15 protein-coding genes are annotated in these 16135 nt (G+C 50.1%); 12 read left to right on the top strand and 3 right to left on the bottom strand.

All coding sequences use genetic code 11. The features are described from left to right. Nucleotides 1–558: 558 nt before the first annotated feature. The 11 genes from leuB (at nucleotide 559) to VF724_RS05220 (ending at nucleotide 10730) form a co-directional block, all read left to right on the top strand. Nucleotides 559–1638, top strand: coding sequence for a 3-isopropylmalate dehydrogenase (gene leuB / locus VF724_RS05170; protein ID WP_371753155.1), 1080 nt, complete (start codon nucleotides 559–561; stop codon nucleotides 1636–1638). A gap of 281 nt (nucleotides 1639–1919) precedes the next feature. Then, on the top strand, nucleotides 1920–2303 hold the full coding sequence (gene gcvH, locus VF724_RS05175) for a glycine cleavage system protein GcvH (RefSeq protein ID WP_371753156.1): 384 nt from the start codon (nucleotides 1920–1922) through the stop codon (nucleotides 2301–2303). 230 nt (nucleotides 2304–2533) lie between these two features. Then, entirely contained in the window at nucleotides 2534–2956 is a 423-nt protein-coding gene (locus VF724_RS05180; RefSeq protein WP_371753157.1) for a hypothetical protein, read from the top strand. Between the two features lie 113 nt (nucleotides 2957–3069). After that, a complete protein-coding gene (sigI, locus tag VF724_RS05185) occupies nucleotides 3070–3891 on the top strand; it encodes an RNA polymerase sigma factor SigI (protein WP_371753158.1) in 822 nt (273 codons plus the stop codon). Beyond that, nucleotides 3881–5491: an anti-sigma-I factor RsgI family protein gene (locus VF724_RS05190; protein ID WP_371753159.1), complete on the top strand. Its 1611-nt coding sequence runs from the start codon at nucleotides 3881–3883 to the stop codon at nucleotides 5489–5491. The genes sigI and VF724_RS05190 overlap by 11 nt, the downstream gene beginning before the upstream one ends. 129 nt (nucleotides 5492–5620) lie before the next feature. Next, nucleotides 5621–6670, top strand: a complete 1050-nt coding sequence (locus VF724_RS05195) for an aldo/keto reductase (protein ID WP_371753160.1) — start codon at nucleotides 5621–5623, stop codon at nucleotides 6668–6670. 42 nt (nucleotides 6671–6712) lie between these two features. Continuing rightward, nucleotides 6713–7324 (top strand): MFS transporter, encoded by a 612-nt coding sequence (locus VF724_RS05200; protein WP_371753161.1) that lies wholly within the window; start codon nucleotides 6713–6715, stop codon nucleotides 7322–7324. A gap of 73 nt (nucleotides 7325–7397) precedes the next feature. Next, a complete protein-coding gene (locus VF724_RS05205; protein WP_371753162.1) occupies nucleotides 7398–8069 on the top strand; it encodes an ArsR/SmtB family transcription factor in 672 nt (223 codons plus the stop codon). Nucleotides 8070–8118: 49 nt separating this feature from the next. Beyond that, nucleotides 8119–9354, top strand: coding sequence for an MFS transporter (locus VF724_RS05210; RefSeq protein WP_371753163.1), 1236 nt, complete (start codon nucleotides 8119–8121; stop codon nucleotides 9352–9354). A 36-nt stretch (nucleotides 9355–9390) separates the two neighbouring features. Continuing rightward, on the top strand, nucleotides 9391–10026 hold the full coding sequence (locus VF724_RS05215) for a rhodanese-like domain-containing protein (RefSeq protein ID WP_371753164.1): 636 nt from the start codon (nucleotides 9391–9393) through the stop codon (nucleotides 10024–10026). A 17-nt stretch (nucleotides 10027–10043) separates the two neighbouring features. Beyond that, on the top strand, nucleotides 10044–10730 hold the full coding sequence (locus tag VF724_RS05220) for a class I SAM-dependent methyltransferase (protein ID WP_371753165.1): 687 nt from the start codon (nucleotides 10044–10046) through the stop codon (nucleotides 10728–10730). A 33-nt stretch (nucleotides 10731–10763) separates the two neighbouring features. Here the strand turns inward: VF724_RS05220 and VF724_RS05225 are convergent, their stop codons facing one another. The 3 genes from VF724_RS05225 to VF724_RS05235 form a co-directional block, all read right to left on the bottom strand. Further along, entirely contained in the window at nucleotides 10764–11858 is a 1095-nt protein-coding gene (locus VF724_RS05225; RefSeq protein WP_371753166.1) for a sensor histidine kinase, read from the bottom strand. Nucleotide 11859: 1 nt separating this feature from the next. Then, nucleotides 11860–12549 (bottom strand): response regulator transcription factor, encoded by a 690-nt coding sequence (locus VF724_RS05230; protein WP_371753167.1) that lies wholly within the window; start codon nucleotides 12547–12549, stop codon nucleotides 11860–11862. Nucleotides 12550–12612: 63 nt separating this feature from the next. Then, nucleotides 12613–14253 carry a multicopper oxidase family protein gene (locus VF724_RS05235; protein WP_371753168.1) on the bottom strand — a complete coding sequence of 547 codons (1641 nt, stop codon included), beginning with the start codon at nucleotides 14251–14253 and terminating at the stop codon, nucleotides 12613–12615. 246 nt (nucleotides 14254–14499) lie between these two features. Between VF724_RS05235 and ggt the strand changes: the two genes are divergently transcribed. Continuing rightward, nucleotides 14500–16107 carry a gamma-glutamyltransferase gene (ggt, locus tag VF724_RS05240; RefSeq protein ID WP_371753169.1) on the top strand — a complete coding sequence of 536 codons (1608 nt, stop codon included), beginning with the start codon at nucleotides 14500–14502 and terminating at the stop codon, nucleotides 16105–16107. Nucleotides 16108–16135 lie beyond the last annotated feature (28 nt).

Consider the following 16135-nt stretch of genomic DNA (forward strand, 5'->3'; position numbering starts at 1 on the left):
GAACAGAATGTGACGATGCCGCAAGGTAGGGGAGGTATAACCCAATGGGGAAAGCCGAATCGATGGGCTGCGAGATGGCGGATCGTCCCGTAGTAGCGAGAAAGTCCGAGCCAATGAAAGCTGGCGACAGTATGGAGGGGAAAACTCGGATGAGTGTGCGCCGGGTCGCACAACCTGCTTCCGCCTCAAAAGGGAGGAAAACAGAGGCAAAGGGGACGTGCTTCGTCAAAGTCTGTGAGTGACCGTAAGTGGGAACGTAAGCGCCTTAAACAAAGTGGGTAGCCGAAAAAGGGTTCGTCCCGCCGATGGCGAGAGAGCGTCAAAGGATAAAGGGCTACTGGCGACATGAGTACGACTGACGAAGGAAAGCCGTGTGCGGGAAATCCGCATGCACGGTTTGACGGGGAGTCCGGGGGAGTAATCCCCCGTCTTACCCTATTCTGTGCGCTATAGATAACAACTATAATGTCGATAGATATTATATCTTTGTCATTATTTCGCAAATGTGATAAAACTGTAATAGACATCTTGCGCCATAAAATCGAAGGAGTGAAAAACGTGGCAGAAGTTAAAAAAATCGCGGTTCTTCCGGGTGACGGAATCGGACCGGAGGTCGTTGCGGAAGCGGAGAAGGTATTGAAAAGAACGGAAGAGCTGTTCGGCTATCGTTTTGAAACGGAGCGCGCATTATTCGGAGGCATTGCCATCGACGAGAAAGGCACGCCGATGCCGGAGGAGACCCTTCAGCTGTGCAAGAACGCTGACGCTGTTTTGCTGGGAGCGGTCGGAGGCCCGAAATGGGATAACAATCCGCATGCGCTTCGTCCCGAAACCGGTCTGCTCGGCATGCGCAAAGCGTTGGGCTTGTTCGCCAACATTCGCCCCGCCTACATATTCGACTGTCTGAAAGAGGCTTCAACGTTGAAGCCGGAAGTACTGGAAGGAACCGATCTGATCGTCGTCAGGGAATTGACGGGCGGCATTTATTTCGGAGAGAAGTATCGCCGCGATACGGAGAACGGTCAAGAAGCGGTGGATACCTGCGTATACAACGTGATGGAAGTGGAGCGGATCGCCCGCCAGGCGTTCGTGATTGCACAGAAGCGCAGCAAAAAGCTGGCGTCCGTGGATAAAGCCAATGTTTTGGAATCTTCCAGGCTGTGGAGAGAAACCGTGAACCGCATTGCCCCGGAATATCCGGATGTCGAGCTGGAGCATATCCTCGTCGACAACTGCGCGATGCAGTTGCTGCGTCGTCCATCCAGCTTTGACGTCATTGTGACCGAGAACATGTTCGGCGATATTTTGAGCGACGAGGCGGCCATGCTGACCGGATCGATCGGGATGCTGTCGTCGGCTTCGCTTGGGGAAGGCAGCTTCGGGTTGTTCGAACCCGTGCATGGATCTGCGCCGGATATTGCCGGACAAGGGATAGCGAATCCGATTGCGACGATCTTGTCGGTCGCATTGATGTTCCGTCTGGCCTTCGGCTACGAGGATGCGGCAACTTCAATAGAAACGGCGGTCAAGGCAGTGCTTGATGCCGGCCATCGCACGGGCGACATCGCCAAGGACAAGAGCCGGGCGATCAGCACTTCCGCAATGGGAGATTTGATCGTGAACGCCATGAGCAAGTAAAATGAATGAGCAAGTAAAATCAATTGACTGCGCAATTAGTGATGGTATAATCGGCTTCGCTCCAATGATTGACTTTGTTTATTTGTAATGATACCATTTTAGCAATCTTTGCAATCCGGCGGATTGTGCCCGCAAACTGGCAGCCTGCTGAGCAGCACCTTGTAGCGCAATAAGCTTATTCCTGTGCACCCTCTTGTCTGCTTAATTGCAGGTGTGGGGGGTTTGCATATAAGGGGTCTTTGAAGATATAAGAACATAAGTTGAAAAGGAGGCTTCCGCAAATGAATGTGCCTGAGCATTTGAAGTACAGCGAAGATCATGAATGGGCCCGGCTCGATGGAAACCGGGTAACTGTGGGAATTACCGAATTTGCGCAATCCGAGCTGGGGGATATTGTTTTCGTAGAACTTCCGGAGGTAGGATCTGACGTGGAATTCGGCGAGCCGTTCGGCAGCGTGGAGTCGGTAAAAACCGTGTCCGAGCTGTACGCGCCGGTTTCCGGTAAAGTCGTAGAGGTGAATTCGGTTCTGACCGATTCCCCGGAAAAAGTCAATGAGTCTCCGTACGATGACGGCTGGATGATTGTGGTGGAGGTTGAGGATCCCGATCAGCTGAACCGCCTATGGAACGCAGATAAGTATGCTGCAACCTATGGATCCGAATGATTTTTTCGAATATTTTGCTGTAATTGATCCATAAACTGAGCCTCTGGAAAATGAGCTTCATCCGTTAATCGCCCCTCTTCCTGTTTTATCGGGGGGGTGATTTTTTGTTTTCCAAAATTTTGGGCTTTAGCGGAAATTGATTATAGAGTAATATACTATCAATGAAAAAAGGAATTTTTCGAACGGGAAGCGAATACATTAAATATACTCATCGGGCGAGGAGGGGTGATATGAGCTTTTGTTGCGGCGCCAGTATGATCGGAACGAAAGGCACGCTGAAGCATATCCGGACGCAGATTCATAATGTTCCGCTGTTGTTTTGCCCGGTATGCCATCGTATAGAAGTTCATTATCTGGTGGAAAACGAGTACGAGATTCTTGCGGAATATGCCCACGGCGATGGAACGGATGAAGTGGATTTCCAGGAATACGTCGATACGAAGGATCAGAGCAGGCTCTATGAAAATTGTGTCAACCACGAGAACGAGGACCCGATGGATGTGGTGCGAAACCAGATCGATATGGCATTGGATTTGCTGATCGTGGCAAAGCATTTGGAAGACAATGAATGGCGGGAGCAGCTGTTGAAAAGGCTGAAGGTGCTGGTGGAGCGCAGAACCAAGCTGCGAAGCAAGAATAAAAGCATCAAATAACCACGCGTCCATCAACAGGGCGCTTTTTTTTGTCCCGAAACAGCGGATCATTGTATGTTATAATAACACTACCCCCGAATATAACGGGGTCGCCACGTAAACTATAGGGAGAGGTGGAACGCTTGTTACTCGTACTCTTTAAAAAGTTTTTGGGAAGACGCGAGGCTTTCCACCCGGCGCAGGATAACTCCGACATCATCGAAGAGAAAGTCGTCCAAATCCAGGAGGGTGATCTTAAACTTCGGAATCAAGTGATTACGGATTATCAGCCCTATATCGCCAAGGTGACAAGCCGCTTCTGTAAAAGGTATATCGATCCCGCTCACGATGACGAATACAGCATTGCGCTGAACGCATTTAATGAAGCGATCAACAAATTTTCAGCAGATTCGGGGACTTCTTTTTTGAGTTTCGCCGAGACCGTCATCCGCAGAAGATTGATAGATTATGTCCGTAAAGAGCAGCGGTTTTCCAAACAGCTTCCCTACAGCTCATTTGAGGTGGAGGATGAAGAGGAATCCGTCATCAATCCCGTGGAAATTCATCAGGCCGTTGAACAATTTGAGAATGATAGGTCGGCAGAGGAGCGCAGGCAGGAAATCATGGAGCTTCAGCGGAGCCTGCTGGATTTCGGCATATCGTTTTTCGAGCTGCCGGAAATTTCTCCAAAGCATGAAGATTCCAGGAAAATGTTGTTTGCCATCGGGCGCAAGCTGGTGGAAGACAGCGCAATGATCGAGTCGATCAAAACAAAGAAAATGCTGCCGATCAAAGAGCTGCTGGATGTCGTCCAAGTGTCCCGCAAAACGCTGGAACGCCACCGTAAGTATCTGATTGCCATAACATTGATTCTGGAAGGGCCGTATACATATTTAAGAGAGTATTTACATATACCGGCGGTATCCGAGGAAGGGGGGGGAGAAGATGATGAATAGAGGCATTGTCATGGAAATGGATTCCGGACACGTTGTGGTTATGACACCCGACGGTGAATTCAAAAGAGTCCGCGTTCCCAAATCCCGGCATTCTTACCTGGTCGGTGAAGAGATTCGTTTCCCGGCACGGCAGAATCTATTCTTGATTCCTTTCCGTTCCGGCAGATTCGCAATTTCAGCGGCAGTCATTTTGTTCATTATCGTTTTTTCAACATACGGATTGTTCGGCGGCGGTCAAGAAGTGGTGGCTTATGTGACGATGGATATCAACCCCAGCGTGGAGCTTGGCATTGACGCCGGTGAGCACGTGATTGAAGTAAAAGGGTTGAACGAAGACGGACAAAAGCTGGTCAAAGGACTTCATTATAAAGGAAAATCATTGGATGAGGTGACCCGAGACATTATTGAACAGGCCCGTCAGCAAAAATATTTGGCCAAAGCCAATGCCGATATCATTATTACCAGCACGGTGGTGGATCAAGCGGCCAAGATGAACGATAAAAAAATTGCCGATGCTCTCAAGCAGCAGGTGAATCAACTGATCACGGCCGACCGCAATCGTTCGGCTCCCGATTTATCCGAGAAAATCGTTGTCAAGGCGCTGCCGGCTCCCAAGGAAGTTCGCGATGAAGCCGTTCGTAAAGGCATCTCCACCGGCAAGATGGCGATCAAGCTGATAGCGCGCAAAAAAGCCGAGAACATTCCGATCGAGCAGTTGAAAACACATTCCATCCATGATGTAGTAGAGACGCTCGGCGGTATAGATAAGCTGCTGGGAAACGATCAGCAAGACATCAATGAAGAATTGAAGCAGATCATCGAAGAGGAAAAGAAACAGCAAGACGGAGAAAAGGAAAAAAGAAATAAAGCGGTTATCGATCGCCAACAAATTCTGCAGATGCCTGGTGGAACGCCGTTCAAATTCCGCTATGATGATGGAGAAGATTCGAACAAAGACACGGGGAAGGCACAAGAACAGAACGGAGATAACGGCAGGAAACAAAGCAAGGATAATCGGCGCAATGGGGACAATTTCGACAAACCCAGCAATTCCGGTCAAGAGATCGGAAACAAAAATCTGTGGCAAGACAGAGCAAAGCGCTTTAGGGATTTTTGGAATCAGAAACAAAAGCAGATAAACGAAAACAGCCAAAATCCATCGAACCCAAGCGGGGAAGCGCAGAAAACCCGTCAGCGGCAATCGGAAGAAACGCAGAATCAGCAAAAGAAAACAAAATCCCAGGACACAGAAGAAAAGAGAAAGGACACAGAAGTAAAGAAAAAAAGCGGCGAAGTCAAGGGCAAAGATAATGAGGTTAAAAACAAAAACACAGAAGGCAACACTCAGGACGATCAAAAAGACAAACAATTTGATCCGTTTAAAGTTCCCGGAATATCCATTCCGGACTTCGGTGTTTCCGGGCAATTGAAAGGGGAACCCGCCCAAAATAAAACAAATGATCAAAAGACGGGTACGGCTGATTTAAAATCGGACAAGTCCCCTGAAAAGGCGGACAAGCCAAGCAATAAACAAACCGGAGAAGAAAAAAAGCAGCAGCCCAAACAACAAGAAAGACAGCAAAACACTGAAGAAGACTAAGCGGAGAACGGCCTTTTGAAAAGATGCAGGTCAAGGATGAAGCCGCGCGCATCAATGCTTTATTCCTTTACCCCGATCCTGTGATACAATAAGAAGGATTGCGTTCATCAGGCAGGGAGGGGAAATTCATTGAGATATACGGAATTCGGAAGGACGGGACATACGGTTTCCTCACTCGGTTTCGGGGCGATGAATCTGCCCGGCGTTCCTTTGGAACAGGCACGTGCAGCATTGAATTACGCGCTTGATCATGGAATCAATTATATCGATACGGCTGCCGCATACCGCAATAGCGAGGAAATTATCGGCGAAAGCATAGCACACCGGAGAAAAGAATTTTTCTTGGCGACCAAGACATCGAAGCGGGATGCGAAGGAAGCCAAGGAAGAAATCGATCGCAGCTTGAAACGAATGAACACAGATTATATTGATCTTCTGCAAATTCATTATGTCAATCATGTTCATGAGTTCCAGCAAATCATGAACGAGAACGGGGCTTACCAGGCCGCGTTGGAAGCCAAGCGCGAAGGGAAAATCCGGTTTATCGGAATTACCGGACATCGGCCCGAATTGTTGGCAAAGTGGATTGCAAACGGGGATTTCGATCAGGTTCTGTTTCATTTGAGCTTGGTTCAACCGTTCGCCAATGACGAGCTGATTCCGGCTGCGGCTCGAATGAATATGGCCAGGACGGCGATGAAGCCGTTATCCGGCGGTTTGATCGGACCGATTGATAAAGCGATTCGTTATCCGTACAGCCAAAATATTCATGTGTTGATTTCCGGAATGACCAGTACGGAGGATGTGAAGGCCAACATTGCGGCCATGGAGCGTCCGGTGAATGAGGAGGAACGAAGGGAGCTGGAACAGCTCGCAGCGGAGCTGGGGGCGCACGATTGCCGACGGTGCAATTATTGTTCGGGTTCCTGTCCGGCGGGGATTGCCATACCGGATGTGATGATTTCCAGTCAAGTCCGGCTAAAGGCAGGGTTGCTGCCGAAAGGACAGGAGTGGTATGAGAACAATAAGGATAAGATCATCTCCTGCGCCGATTATGAGCCCTGCAAGGATAAGCCCATTTGCGAGCCCAAATGTCCATATCGCCTGCCGATGCGGCAAGCGGTCATGGAAGCGGCAAGTTATTACAACAGCAGATTTCGTTCGGAGTCCCGTTACTGAAATGCTTCTTTGGTCGTTTACACGATTCTTGGCGTGCCGTTTTTGACGCGATATCTTCTGTATCTTGGAGCCAGTTCCTTGCAGGTGGGGATGGTCCTTGCCTTTCCGTATTTGGCCAACATCTTTAAGATTGCGGCGGCTTTTTGGATGCAACAATTCGATAATCGCCGAAGGCTTTATATTCTTTTCGGAAGCTTGCACCGCTTGCTATGGACGGCGAAAGGGCTGATTCCCTATTTATTTCCGCAGGCGTTGTGGGTTCCCGTCTACATTCTTTTATATGTCGGCGCGTTCCTCGGCAACTCCATCAATGCCGCGTATTGGACATCGCTGATCAGCGACATGGTTCCCGCGAGAGTAAGGGGCAAATATTTCGGCATCCGCAATACGGTGGCTGTGGGGAGTGGCCAGTCTGACCTTGTTCGTCGGCGGTCATGGATACGTCTTCAATTTCACCATCGGGGATACGCCGAAATCGGAACGGCCGATGTTCGTGGCGGTATTCTCCGCCATTACGGGATTGGCGGGCTTTGTCGGGCCGCTGATCGGCGGATATTTCTTCGAATTGATCGAAACTGCTCCGGCATGGATAGAACGAACGGCCCTTATGTGTTTAATGACCGGCAGGCTTTAAAAGCCGGAGTTCACTATTGACCATCGTTTATTTTTTTTTTAAACTTTAATTATTCAATTGAATTATTGAATATTATATATAAAGGGTGGTATCATGAAATATTCGATTTCTTCGCGGCCTTTTAAAGACGCCATTTACCAAAGCTTGTCCATAGTCGGGAAGACGTTGGCAAGCCCCAAACGTCTTGAACTGTTGGATTTATTGTCCCAAGGATCCAAAACGGTAGAGACATTGGCCAAGGAAACGACGATGAGCATCGCCAACGTATCGCAGCACCTGCAAACCCTGCTCGAGGCCCGGCTGGTCCGTTTCCGCAAACAAGGCACCTACGTGATTTATGAATTGGTGGATGAACGTGTAAGTCAGTTCTTGCTGGCTTTTCGCAATTTGGCCGAACACAATCTTCCGGAAATTCCGAAAATAAAAAAGGAGTTTTTCCAGGCATTCGACCATTCGGAGCCGATCGGTACGACGGAATTGACGGAACGGCTGCAAAAAGGAAACGTGAAGATCGTAGACGTGCGGCCTTCCCGGGAATACGAGTTCGGGCATATTCCGGAAGCCGTATCTTTTCCCATCGATGAGCTTGAACAACATCTGGCCGAGTTGCCGAAGGACAAGGAAATCATCGTTTACTGCCGGGGACCTTATTGCGCTTACGCTGCACAAGCGGTGGAACTGCTTCGCACGCAAGGATTTGCGGCGATCCGGTTCGAAGGAGGAGTTCAGGACTGGCGGGAGCATCAAAAACAAATGCAGCAATAATAGGTCATCCCAATAAGCGAGTCAAGAAGGAGAAGAAGGAGATGGCATCATGAAGAAGCATGCCGGAATCACGATCGGTTTAAAGGAAAACATTCTGCAATTTATTCTGCTGGTTGTCATCAATCTGTTCGTCGGTTCCATGGTCGGATTGGAAAGAACCGTCCTGCCTTTGCTGGGCGAACAACAATTCGGTCTGGCTTCGGCCAGCGCAGCGCTTTCCTTTATTATCAGTTTTGGCTTTTCGAAGGCGGTCATGAATTTTTTTGCCGGAAGCATCGCCGAGCGCATCGGTCGAAAAAAAGTGCTTCTTCTGGGCTGGGCAGTCGGTTTATTCGTCCCTGTGCTTGTCATCTTTGCAACCCAGTGGTGGATGATCGTATTTGCTAATATGTTATTGGGAATCAATCAGGGCTTATCATGGTCCATGACCGTAAATATGAAAGTGGATTTGGTCAAAGGGACGCAGCGGGGGCTGGCGATCGGACTGAACGAATTTGCCGGATATTCCGGCGTAGCCTTGGCGGCGGCGGTTTCCGGATTTATCGCCGCTTCCTATTCCCTGAGACCGGAACCTTTTTATCTGGGGATCGGGATAGCGCTTGCGGGTCTTCTGTTATCTTTTACGGTGAAAGATACCGGAAAACATCTGCAACTCCAGGCCCGAATGCAACAACGCAAGGTTGCCGATCATTTGACTCCGCGTGAAGTATTTCGTAAAACAACATGGAAGGATGCGACATTATCGAGCTGCAGCTTCGCCGGGCTTTCGACCAATTTGAAAGACGGCATGGCCTGGGGACTGTTTCCGCTTTTTTTCACAGCAGCCGGATTGTCCGTAAGCCAGATCGGCGCGCTGGTCGCTCTTTACCCGGCGTCCTGGGGATTTTTTCAGCTGTTTACGGGCGCTTTAAGCGACCGGATCGGGAGAAAATGGATAATTGCCGCCGGAATGTGGACGCAGGCCGTCGCGATTTGGTGGATTTTATTTGCCGGCAGTTTTCCATTATGGATTTTGGGCGCCATTGTATTGGGTTTGGGCACGGCTATGGTTTACCCCACGCTGCAGGCGGCGATCAGCGATGTCGCCCATCCGGACTGGCGGGCTTCCGCCATGGGGGTTTACCGTTTATGGCGCGACAGCGGCTATGCCTTCGGCGCATTGATGGCCGGAATCCTCGTGGACGTATTGAACGTTTCGTGGGCCGTCGGGCTTGTCGCTTTTTTGCCGCTGCTGGCCGGACTGGTCATAGCCCTGAGAATGAAAGAAACCTTAATCAGAAAATAATCCGCCTTGAAGCGTTAAGGCAAAGGAGGAACACGAATGATGTCCGCCCTGAAAGAATATGCCCCGAAAGTGGCGCATGATCTGCTGAAATCGGATCATTCGGTTGTTTTCGCAGACATACGGCCGGAACCGCAGTTTAACGAAGCTCATGCGGTTGGAGCCATCAATGTGCCGTACAAAGAAGAAACCTTCCCGCAAACCGTGAAGAAACTGCTGCCTGACGAAAAATCGTTAATCCTGATCGGCGATGATCCCCAGGCGGTTGATAAGGCGACAGTCGTTTTGCGGGAGTCAGGTTATCCTGTCATCGGATTTCTCAACTGGAGAAACTGGGAAGACGAACGATTTCCGGCAACCGCACTTTCGGAAATTACGGCTCAACACGTGAACGAACGTTTTCGGCAAGATAAAGAAATGGTTTTGATTGACGTTCGCAGTCGGGAAGAATGGGAAAAGGAACATATCCCGAATGCCCGCAACATCCCGCTTCCGGAATTGGAGAAAAACATTCGGGAATTCAATCCGGATCAGGACATCGTTACCGTTTGCGGGATCGGCGGCGGAAGAAGCGCAGCCGCATATTCGATTTTAAGAAGACACGGATTTCACAACGCCAGATTGTTAAAAGGCGGCGTGCAAGCCTGGAAAAATGAAAACTTGCCGGTGGAATAAGGAAAGGGGAAGCGGAAATGGCATTATTTGATAAGGAAGCATCCACCTATGATGACTGGTGCAAAACACCGCTCGGTTCGTTCGTCGACCATTTGGAAAAAAAATTGATGGCAAAAAGCGCGCAGCCGCAAGCAGGAGAAAAAGCTTTGGACCTGGGATGCGGGACGGGAATTTACGCCATATGGCTGGCGAAACAGGGACTTGACGTGACCGGAATCGATCTATCCTCGGAAATGCTGGCCAAAGCGCGGGAAAAAGCACAGCGGGAAGATCTTGCGGTTCATTGGGTTCAAGGGGATATTACCCGACTTTCTTTTGACCATGAAACGTTCGATCTTGTGATTTGCAATATTGTTTTGGAATTTGTGGGGGATCCTGAGAAAGTTGTAGCGGAAGCGATTCGCGTGATAAAAAAGGGTGGCCGATTGGTTGTCGGGTTGATCAACAAAGAAAGTTACTGGGGAAGAACATATGCGCAAAAGGGAAGAATCAATCCTCATAGTGTCTTTGCAAATGCCCGGTTTTATTCGGAAGCGGACATCAGAACTTGGGAAACCAATCATCTTGTCTCTTTGGACTATGGATTATATATCACTCCGGAAAATTTCGAAAACATAAATCAAGCACTGAAATTGGAGAATGAGCGTTCCCGGATTCCCGATAAAAACGAAGCCGGCTTTATCGTCGCTAGATGGAATGTATAGTATTGGAAAATTAATCCAGCGGTTGGCGGACGGTTAAGGCATGGAGTTCGACCGGCCCTGTTTGAGAAACTGCAAATAAAACGTCGTGCCTTGACCTTGGACGCTTTCGACCCGTACGGTACCGCCGTGGGCCTCCACCAATTTTTTGACAATGGCGAGGCCGATTCCGCTGCCGCCCGATTTCCTGTTCCTTGATTTATCCCCCCGATAAAGCCGTTCGAAAATATACGGCAAGTCTTCCGAAGCTATGCCTGCTCCCGTGTCGTGAACCGCGATAACGATGGCTTGATCATCCTCTTTCGCCCGGATTTCCACAACGCCTCCTTCCGGGGTAAACTTTAGCGAATTGCTTAATAGATTCACCAGGATTTGGATGAAACGGTCCCGATCGGTTGAAAGAACAATGGAAGGAGGGCATTGGACGGTCAAACGCACGTTTTTTTTCATGAACGAGGCCGTTGCGATATCGCTGCTTTGCCGAATCAGCAGCGCTAAAGGTTCCGGTTTGCATTCAAGCTGAAAATACGGGGATTCCAGGGCCGTTAATTGTTCCAGGTCGGACACTAACGCAATGAGCCGTTGGGTCTCGTCATAGCATGCCTGCAGGCGGGAAGGAGTCGGTTCCCAAATCCGATCCAGCAAAGCTTGTATGTGGCTTTTCAAGGTGGCAAGCGGCGTCCGCAGTTCATGGGCGATATCTTGCGTCATGGCTTCGCGCAGCTGCTCCTGTCGGTTTAATTGTACGGCGAGTTCATTCAATGCTTTTCCCAGTTCCGCCAACTCGTCATTTCCTTTGATTCGGGTCCGGACGGCCAGGTTCCCTTTTGCCATTTGTTCCGCCGTAAGCTTCATCTCCACTAGGGGTGCGGAGAGGAGTTTGGCTATATAAAGACTGATCATGATCGTCAGAATGACGGATCCGAACAGGGTCCACAGCATGGATTGCAGCAATGCTTGTTCCAAATGTTCAAACAGTCCGGGAAGACTGAGATCGGCTCCGTATTGCACTTGGAACATATTAAAATGATAGTGGGTTTCCGCCATCAGGACGCCCCCGGCGATCAGCAGTATTCCCGATGCCACTCCGATCAACCATAGCGACAGGCGAAAGCGCAGATCACGTTTCATCTCAAGCCCCCCCGATAAATCGGTATCCGGATCCGTAGACGGTCGCAATGTATTTCGGCTGCCTGGGGTCGGGCTCGATTTTTTGGCGCAAATTTTTGATGTGCTGATCGATGGCGCGCATGTCTCCGTCAAAATCAAAACCCATCACCTTTTCCACCAACTCCTCACGGGAAAACGGTCTCTGCGGATGTCGAGCGAGCAGGAGAAGCAGTTTGAATTCGCTTGGCGTCAAGTTGACCGGTTGAGAACGGAAAATCACTTCATGACGCACCGAATCAATCGTTAATTCGCCATCATGAAACGAGATGCGATCAGCCAATAAGTGGACATCGTCGCTTCGACGCAAAACGGCCCGGACTCTGGCCACCAATTCACGGGGATCGAAAGGCTTGATCATGTAGTCATCGGCGCCGATCGACAAGCCGTGAATCCGGTTTTCCCCGGTTACTTTGGCGGTCAGCATGAGAATCGGAACGGAAGATATCCGGCGTATTGTCCGGCAAACTTCTTCTCCCGGGAAGTCGGGCAGCATCAAATCGAGTACGATCAGATCGACAGGAGTATTCCTTACTGTCTGCAATGCTGCGGATCCCGTATCGGCCTCCAGGGTTCGAAATCCGTTGTTTTGCAAATAAGATGCGACGACATCCCGGATTTTATCTTCGTCATCGACGATTAAGATCGTTTTCATTCGGCAACCTCGAACGTGCTCGTTTTCTTCTTATTATGACAAAAAAAGGACGAACGTTCCATATCATTCCGGCATGTTGCCCGCTTTGGGATCCGCTTTGAAGTTGGTCTTATAATCCGTATACTTCACTTCTGTCACCATGCCGGCGGAAGCGTGGTGAAGGTCGTGGCAGTGGAACATCCAATTGCCTTCGTTGTCCGCCCGAAAAGCTACGATATATTCTTCGCCGGGTCTAACGTTTAATGTATCTTTGATTAACGGAGCTCCTTGCAGCGGTTGACCGTTTTTGCTCAAGACTTGAAAAAAATGTCCGTGAAGATGCATCGGATGATCATCCATCATCGAGCGGTTGATCAGACGGACTTTGACGGTATCGCCTTTTTTCACGTTCAACGGTTCGGTTTCCGGAAACGTTTTGCCGTTGATCGTATAAACCATTCCGCCCATTTTCATTTCGGTATTGAGATTCATCGTGTATTCCAATGTGTACTTTTGATCCAATGTGAAGGACGATGGTCCGGCCTGGCCGTATCGGTCCATGTCTACCGCCGCAAGATTTGCCGTTTCATTCGGCCGATCCGGACCGAGATCCGCTCCTTCGTAAGCGATGACCGCTTTCATTCCGGCAACGGCTTTGTTGGCTCCATGATCTTCGATCAGCCATTGTCCGGGGTGATTCGCTTTAAATTCAATGTCGTAGCGTTCCCCGGGGGCGATCCTGACCAGGTTATCTTTCACGACACCGGGATGGTTTATCGGCTGTCCGTCAACCGCGGCAATATAAAACTCATGGCCGTGCAAGTGGATTTGATGGGAAAGGTATCCCGCGTTGATAAGCCGTATGCGCACTTTATCCCCTTGCTTCACGGGAAGTTTGTCGACGAGCGGTCCGGATTTGCCGTTCACCGTGAACAGATCGTACATGCTCATGTTGTGGCCCATCCCCGTTGGCTGATTGTCATTTCCGGCGGCATTTGACTCCGCGTGATTTTCGGAATCGCCCCTGTTCATATTGTCATGACCCATGCCAGACATGCCAGACATTTCCGACATGCCGGTTGAATTGGAAGTTTCCGGAATGCCCGAGCTCATCCATTCGTCAAGCACGAGGGTGTAGTCTCTATCGACCTTGTCGGCATCTTTCGGTTCCACGATGAATGCCCCGTACAGACCCCGGTCGACTTGATTGACGCTGTCCTGATGAGAGTGGTACCAATAAGTGCCCGGAACTTCCGCTTTAAACTCATAGGTGAAAGATTGTCCCGGCTGCACGGCATTCTGCGTCACGCCCGGAATTCCGTCCATTGCGTTGGGGACCGGAATGCCGTGCCAATGAATGGTGACCGGTTCGGGAAGCCGGTTTGTCAATCGGACTTTCACGGTTTCTCCCTGTTTCACCCGGATTTCCGGACCGGGAACGGAATTGTTGAATGTCCAGACCGGTAGGGTGACATCCGTTGATAATTGCTGATTGCTTTCGACAGCGATCAGCGCGAACTCGTTACCGGTCAAGATCCTGGTCTTTTCCGTCTTCGAATTGCTTGCTGTTTTGCCATTATCGGGTTGAGAAGGCTTCGAATGATTCATCATGGAATGATCCATGCGTTTCATGGAATCGGACCCGCCGGGGTTGAGGCAGCCCGTAAGCAGAATGGCCAAGGAGCCAGCCGCGATTAACGCTTTATAGTTCCGACTGTACTTCAAAATGATCTCCCATCCTTTCAGTATGTCTCGATTTTTCTCAGCTTTATCATAGCTCTGGTTTGTGTAGAAGTTGTGATTACTAAATAAAATGAAAATGATAAAATCTGTCGGCAAGTATTTCTTCTCTTTTTGATTGCTGATATCGTAGGATATAGAGGAGGACCACATCTTCCATTCACCTGATCTAACGTGGGTTTGGCGTATTAAGTAAAAGATGCTTGGCAAAAACGAAAGGGGTATAAAAATATGTCTGATCGTCCGGCGGGTTATATCCGACAAACCCGTTCTGTGGTTCAATCAGTGAACGGAATGGTGGCCACGAGCCATCCTTTGGCGGCTGCGGCCGGATTGCGAATTCTGCAAGCCGGCGGCAATGCTTTTGACGCGGCCGTCGCTGTGGCCGCCGCGCTGTGTGTCGCGGAACCGATGATGACGGGATTGGGCGGGGATATGTTCGCGCTCGTGTATAACAGCAAGACGGGGATTGTCGACGGCTTGAACGCCAGCGGAAGAGCTGCCGGACTGGCCACGATTGATGCTTATCGCCGCATGGGGTACGATAAGATCCCCGCTGACGGCATTTATTCCGTATCGGTTCCCGGAGTAGTGGACGGATGGTGGGCACTGCTCCAAAAATATGGGACGATGGGCTTTCGGGAAGTGCTGCAACCCGCCATTGCTTATGCCGAAGAAGGCTGCCCGGTTGGGGAGATCGTTGCCCATTATTGGCGGAAAGCGGAATCGCTTCTGTTGAAATCGGAAGAGAGCCGAAGCAAATATTTGCTCGCTGACAAAGCGCCGGTGCAAGGAACGTTGTTCAAACAGCCCGATCTGGCGCGGACGTTGAAACTTCTGGCGGAAGGCGGCAGAGATGCTTTCTATGAAGGTGAAATCGCCGGCCGGATAGAGGATTATATGCTGAGAAAAGGCGGGTTTTTGCGAAGGAGCGACCTTTCCGAGCATCGTTCCAACTGGGTGAAGCCGATCTCCGCCTTTTATCGGGGTTACGAAGTGCTGGAGATTCCGCCAAACGGCCAAGGGCTGGTCGTGCTGGAAATGCTGAATATTCTGGAGCATTTTGACATTGCCGGCATGGGCCACAACTCGTCCACTTTCATTCACTTGTTTGCCGAAGCGAAAAAGCTTGCCTATATGGATCGGGACCACTATATCGCCGATTCGGAATTTGCGGATGTGCCGACCGAACGGCTGCTGTCCAAGGAGTATGGGAGCCGGCTTGCGGACAAGATCCGCAGCTCCCCTCAATTATCCCCTTATTATGGCGCGGAGCTTGGAGGCGACACTGTTTATTTGACGGTTGCCGATCACCACGGCAATATAGCTTCCGTCACCAACAGCATCTTCAGTTCGTTCGGAAGCGGGGAGCTTGTGGAGGATACCGGAATTTTTCTGCAGAATCGAGGTTCGCTGTTTTCTCTCGATCCCGAACATTTGAATGCGCTGCAGCCCGGAAAACGACCGTTCCATACGATTATCCCTTCCATGGTGCTCAAAGACGGCAAACCGGTCATCTCTTTCGGCGTGATGGGGGCCGATATGCAGCCGCAGGGTCAGGTTCAGACATTGATCAATATGATCGATTTCGGAATGAACGTACAAATGGCCGGGGAGGTTCCGCGCTTCCGCCATTACAACGAGGGCTTGTTTGTAGAATCGGAGATTGGAGAAGCGGTCCGCAAGGAATTGCGGGAGCTGGGCTATCGCATTCTCTCGCCCGAAGAGGGTGATCCCTTCGCCGTGGGCGGCTATCAGGCGATCCGTATCGATCCGGATACGGGAGTTCTGGAGGGCGGCTCCGACCCGCGCAAAGACGGCTGCGCGATAGGCTATTAGCAAAATAATGTTTAATTTGATGCTGCCG

It is taken from the genome of Ferviditalea candida, assembly GCF_035282765.1.
Taxonomy (GTDB): domain Bacteria; phylum Bacillota; class Bacilli; order Paenibacillales; family KCTC-25726; genus Ferviditalea; species Ferviditalea candida.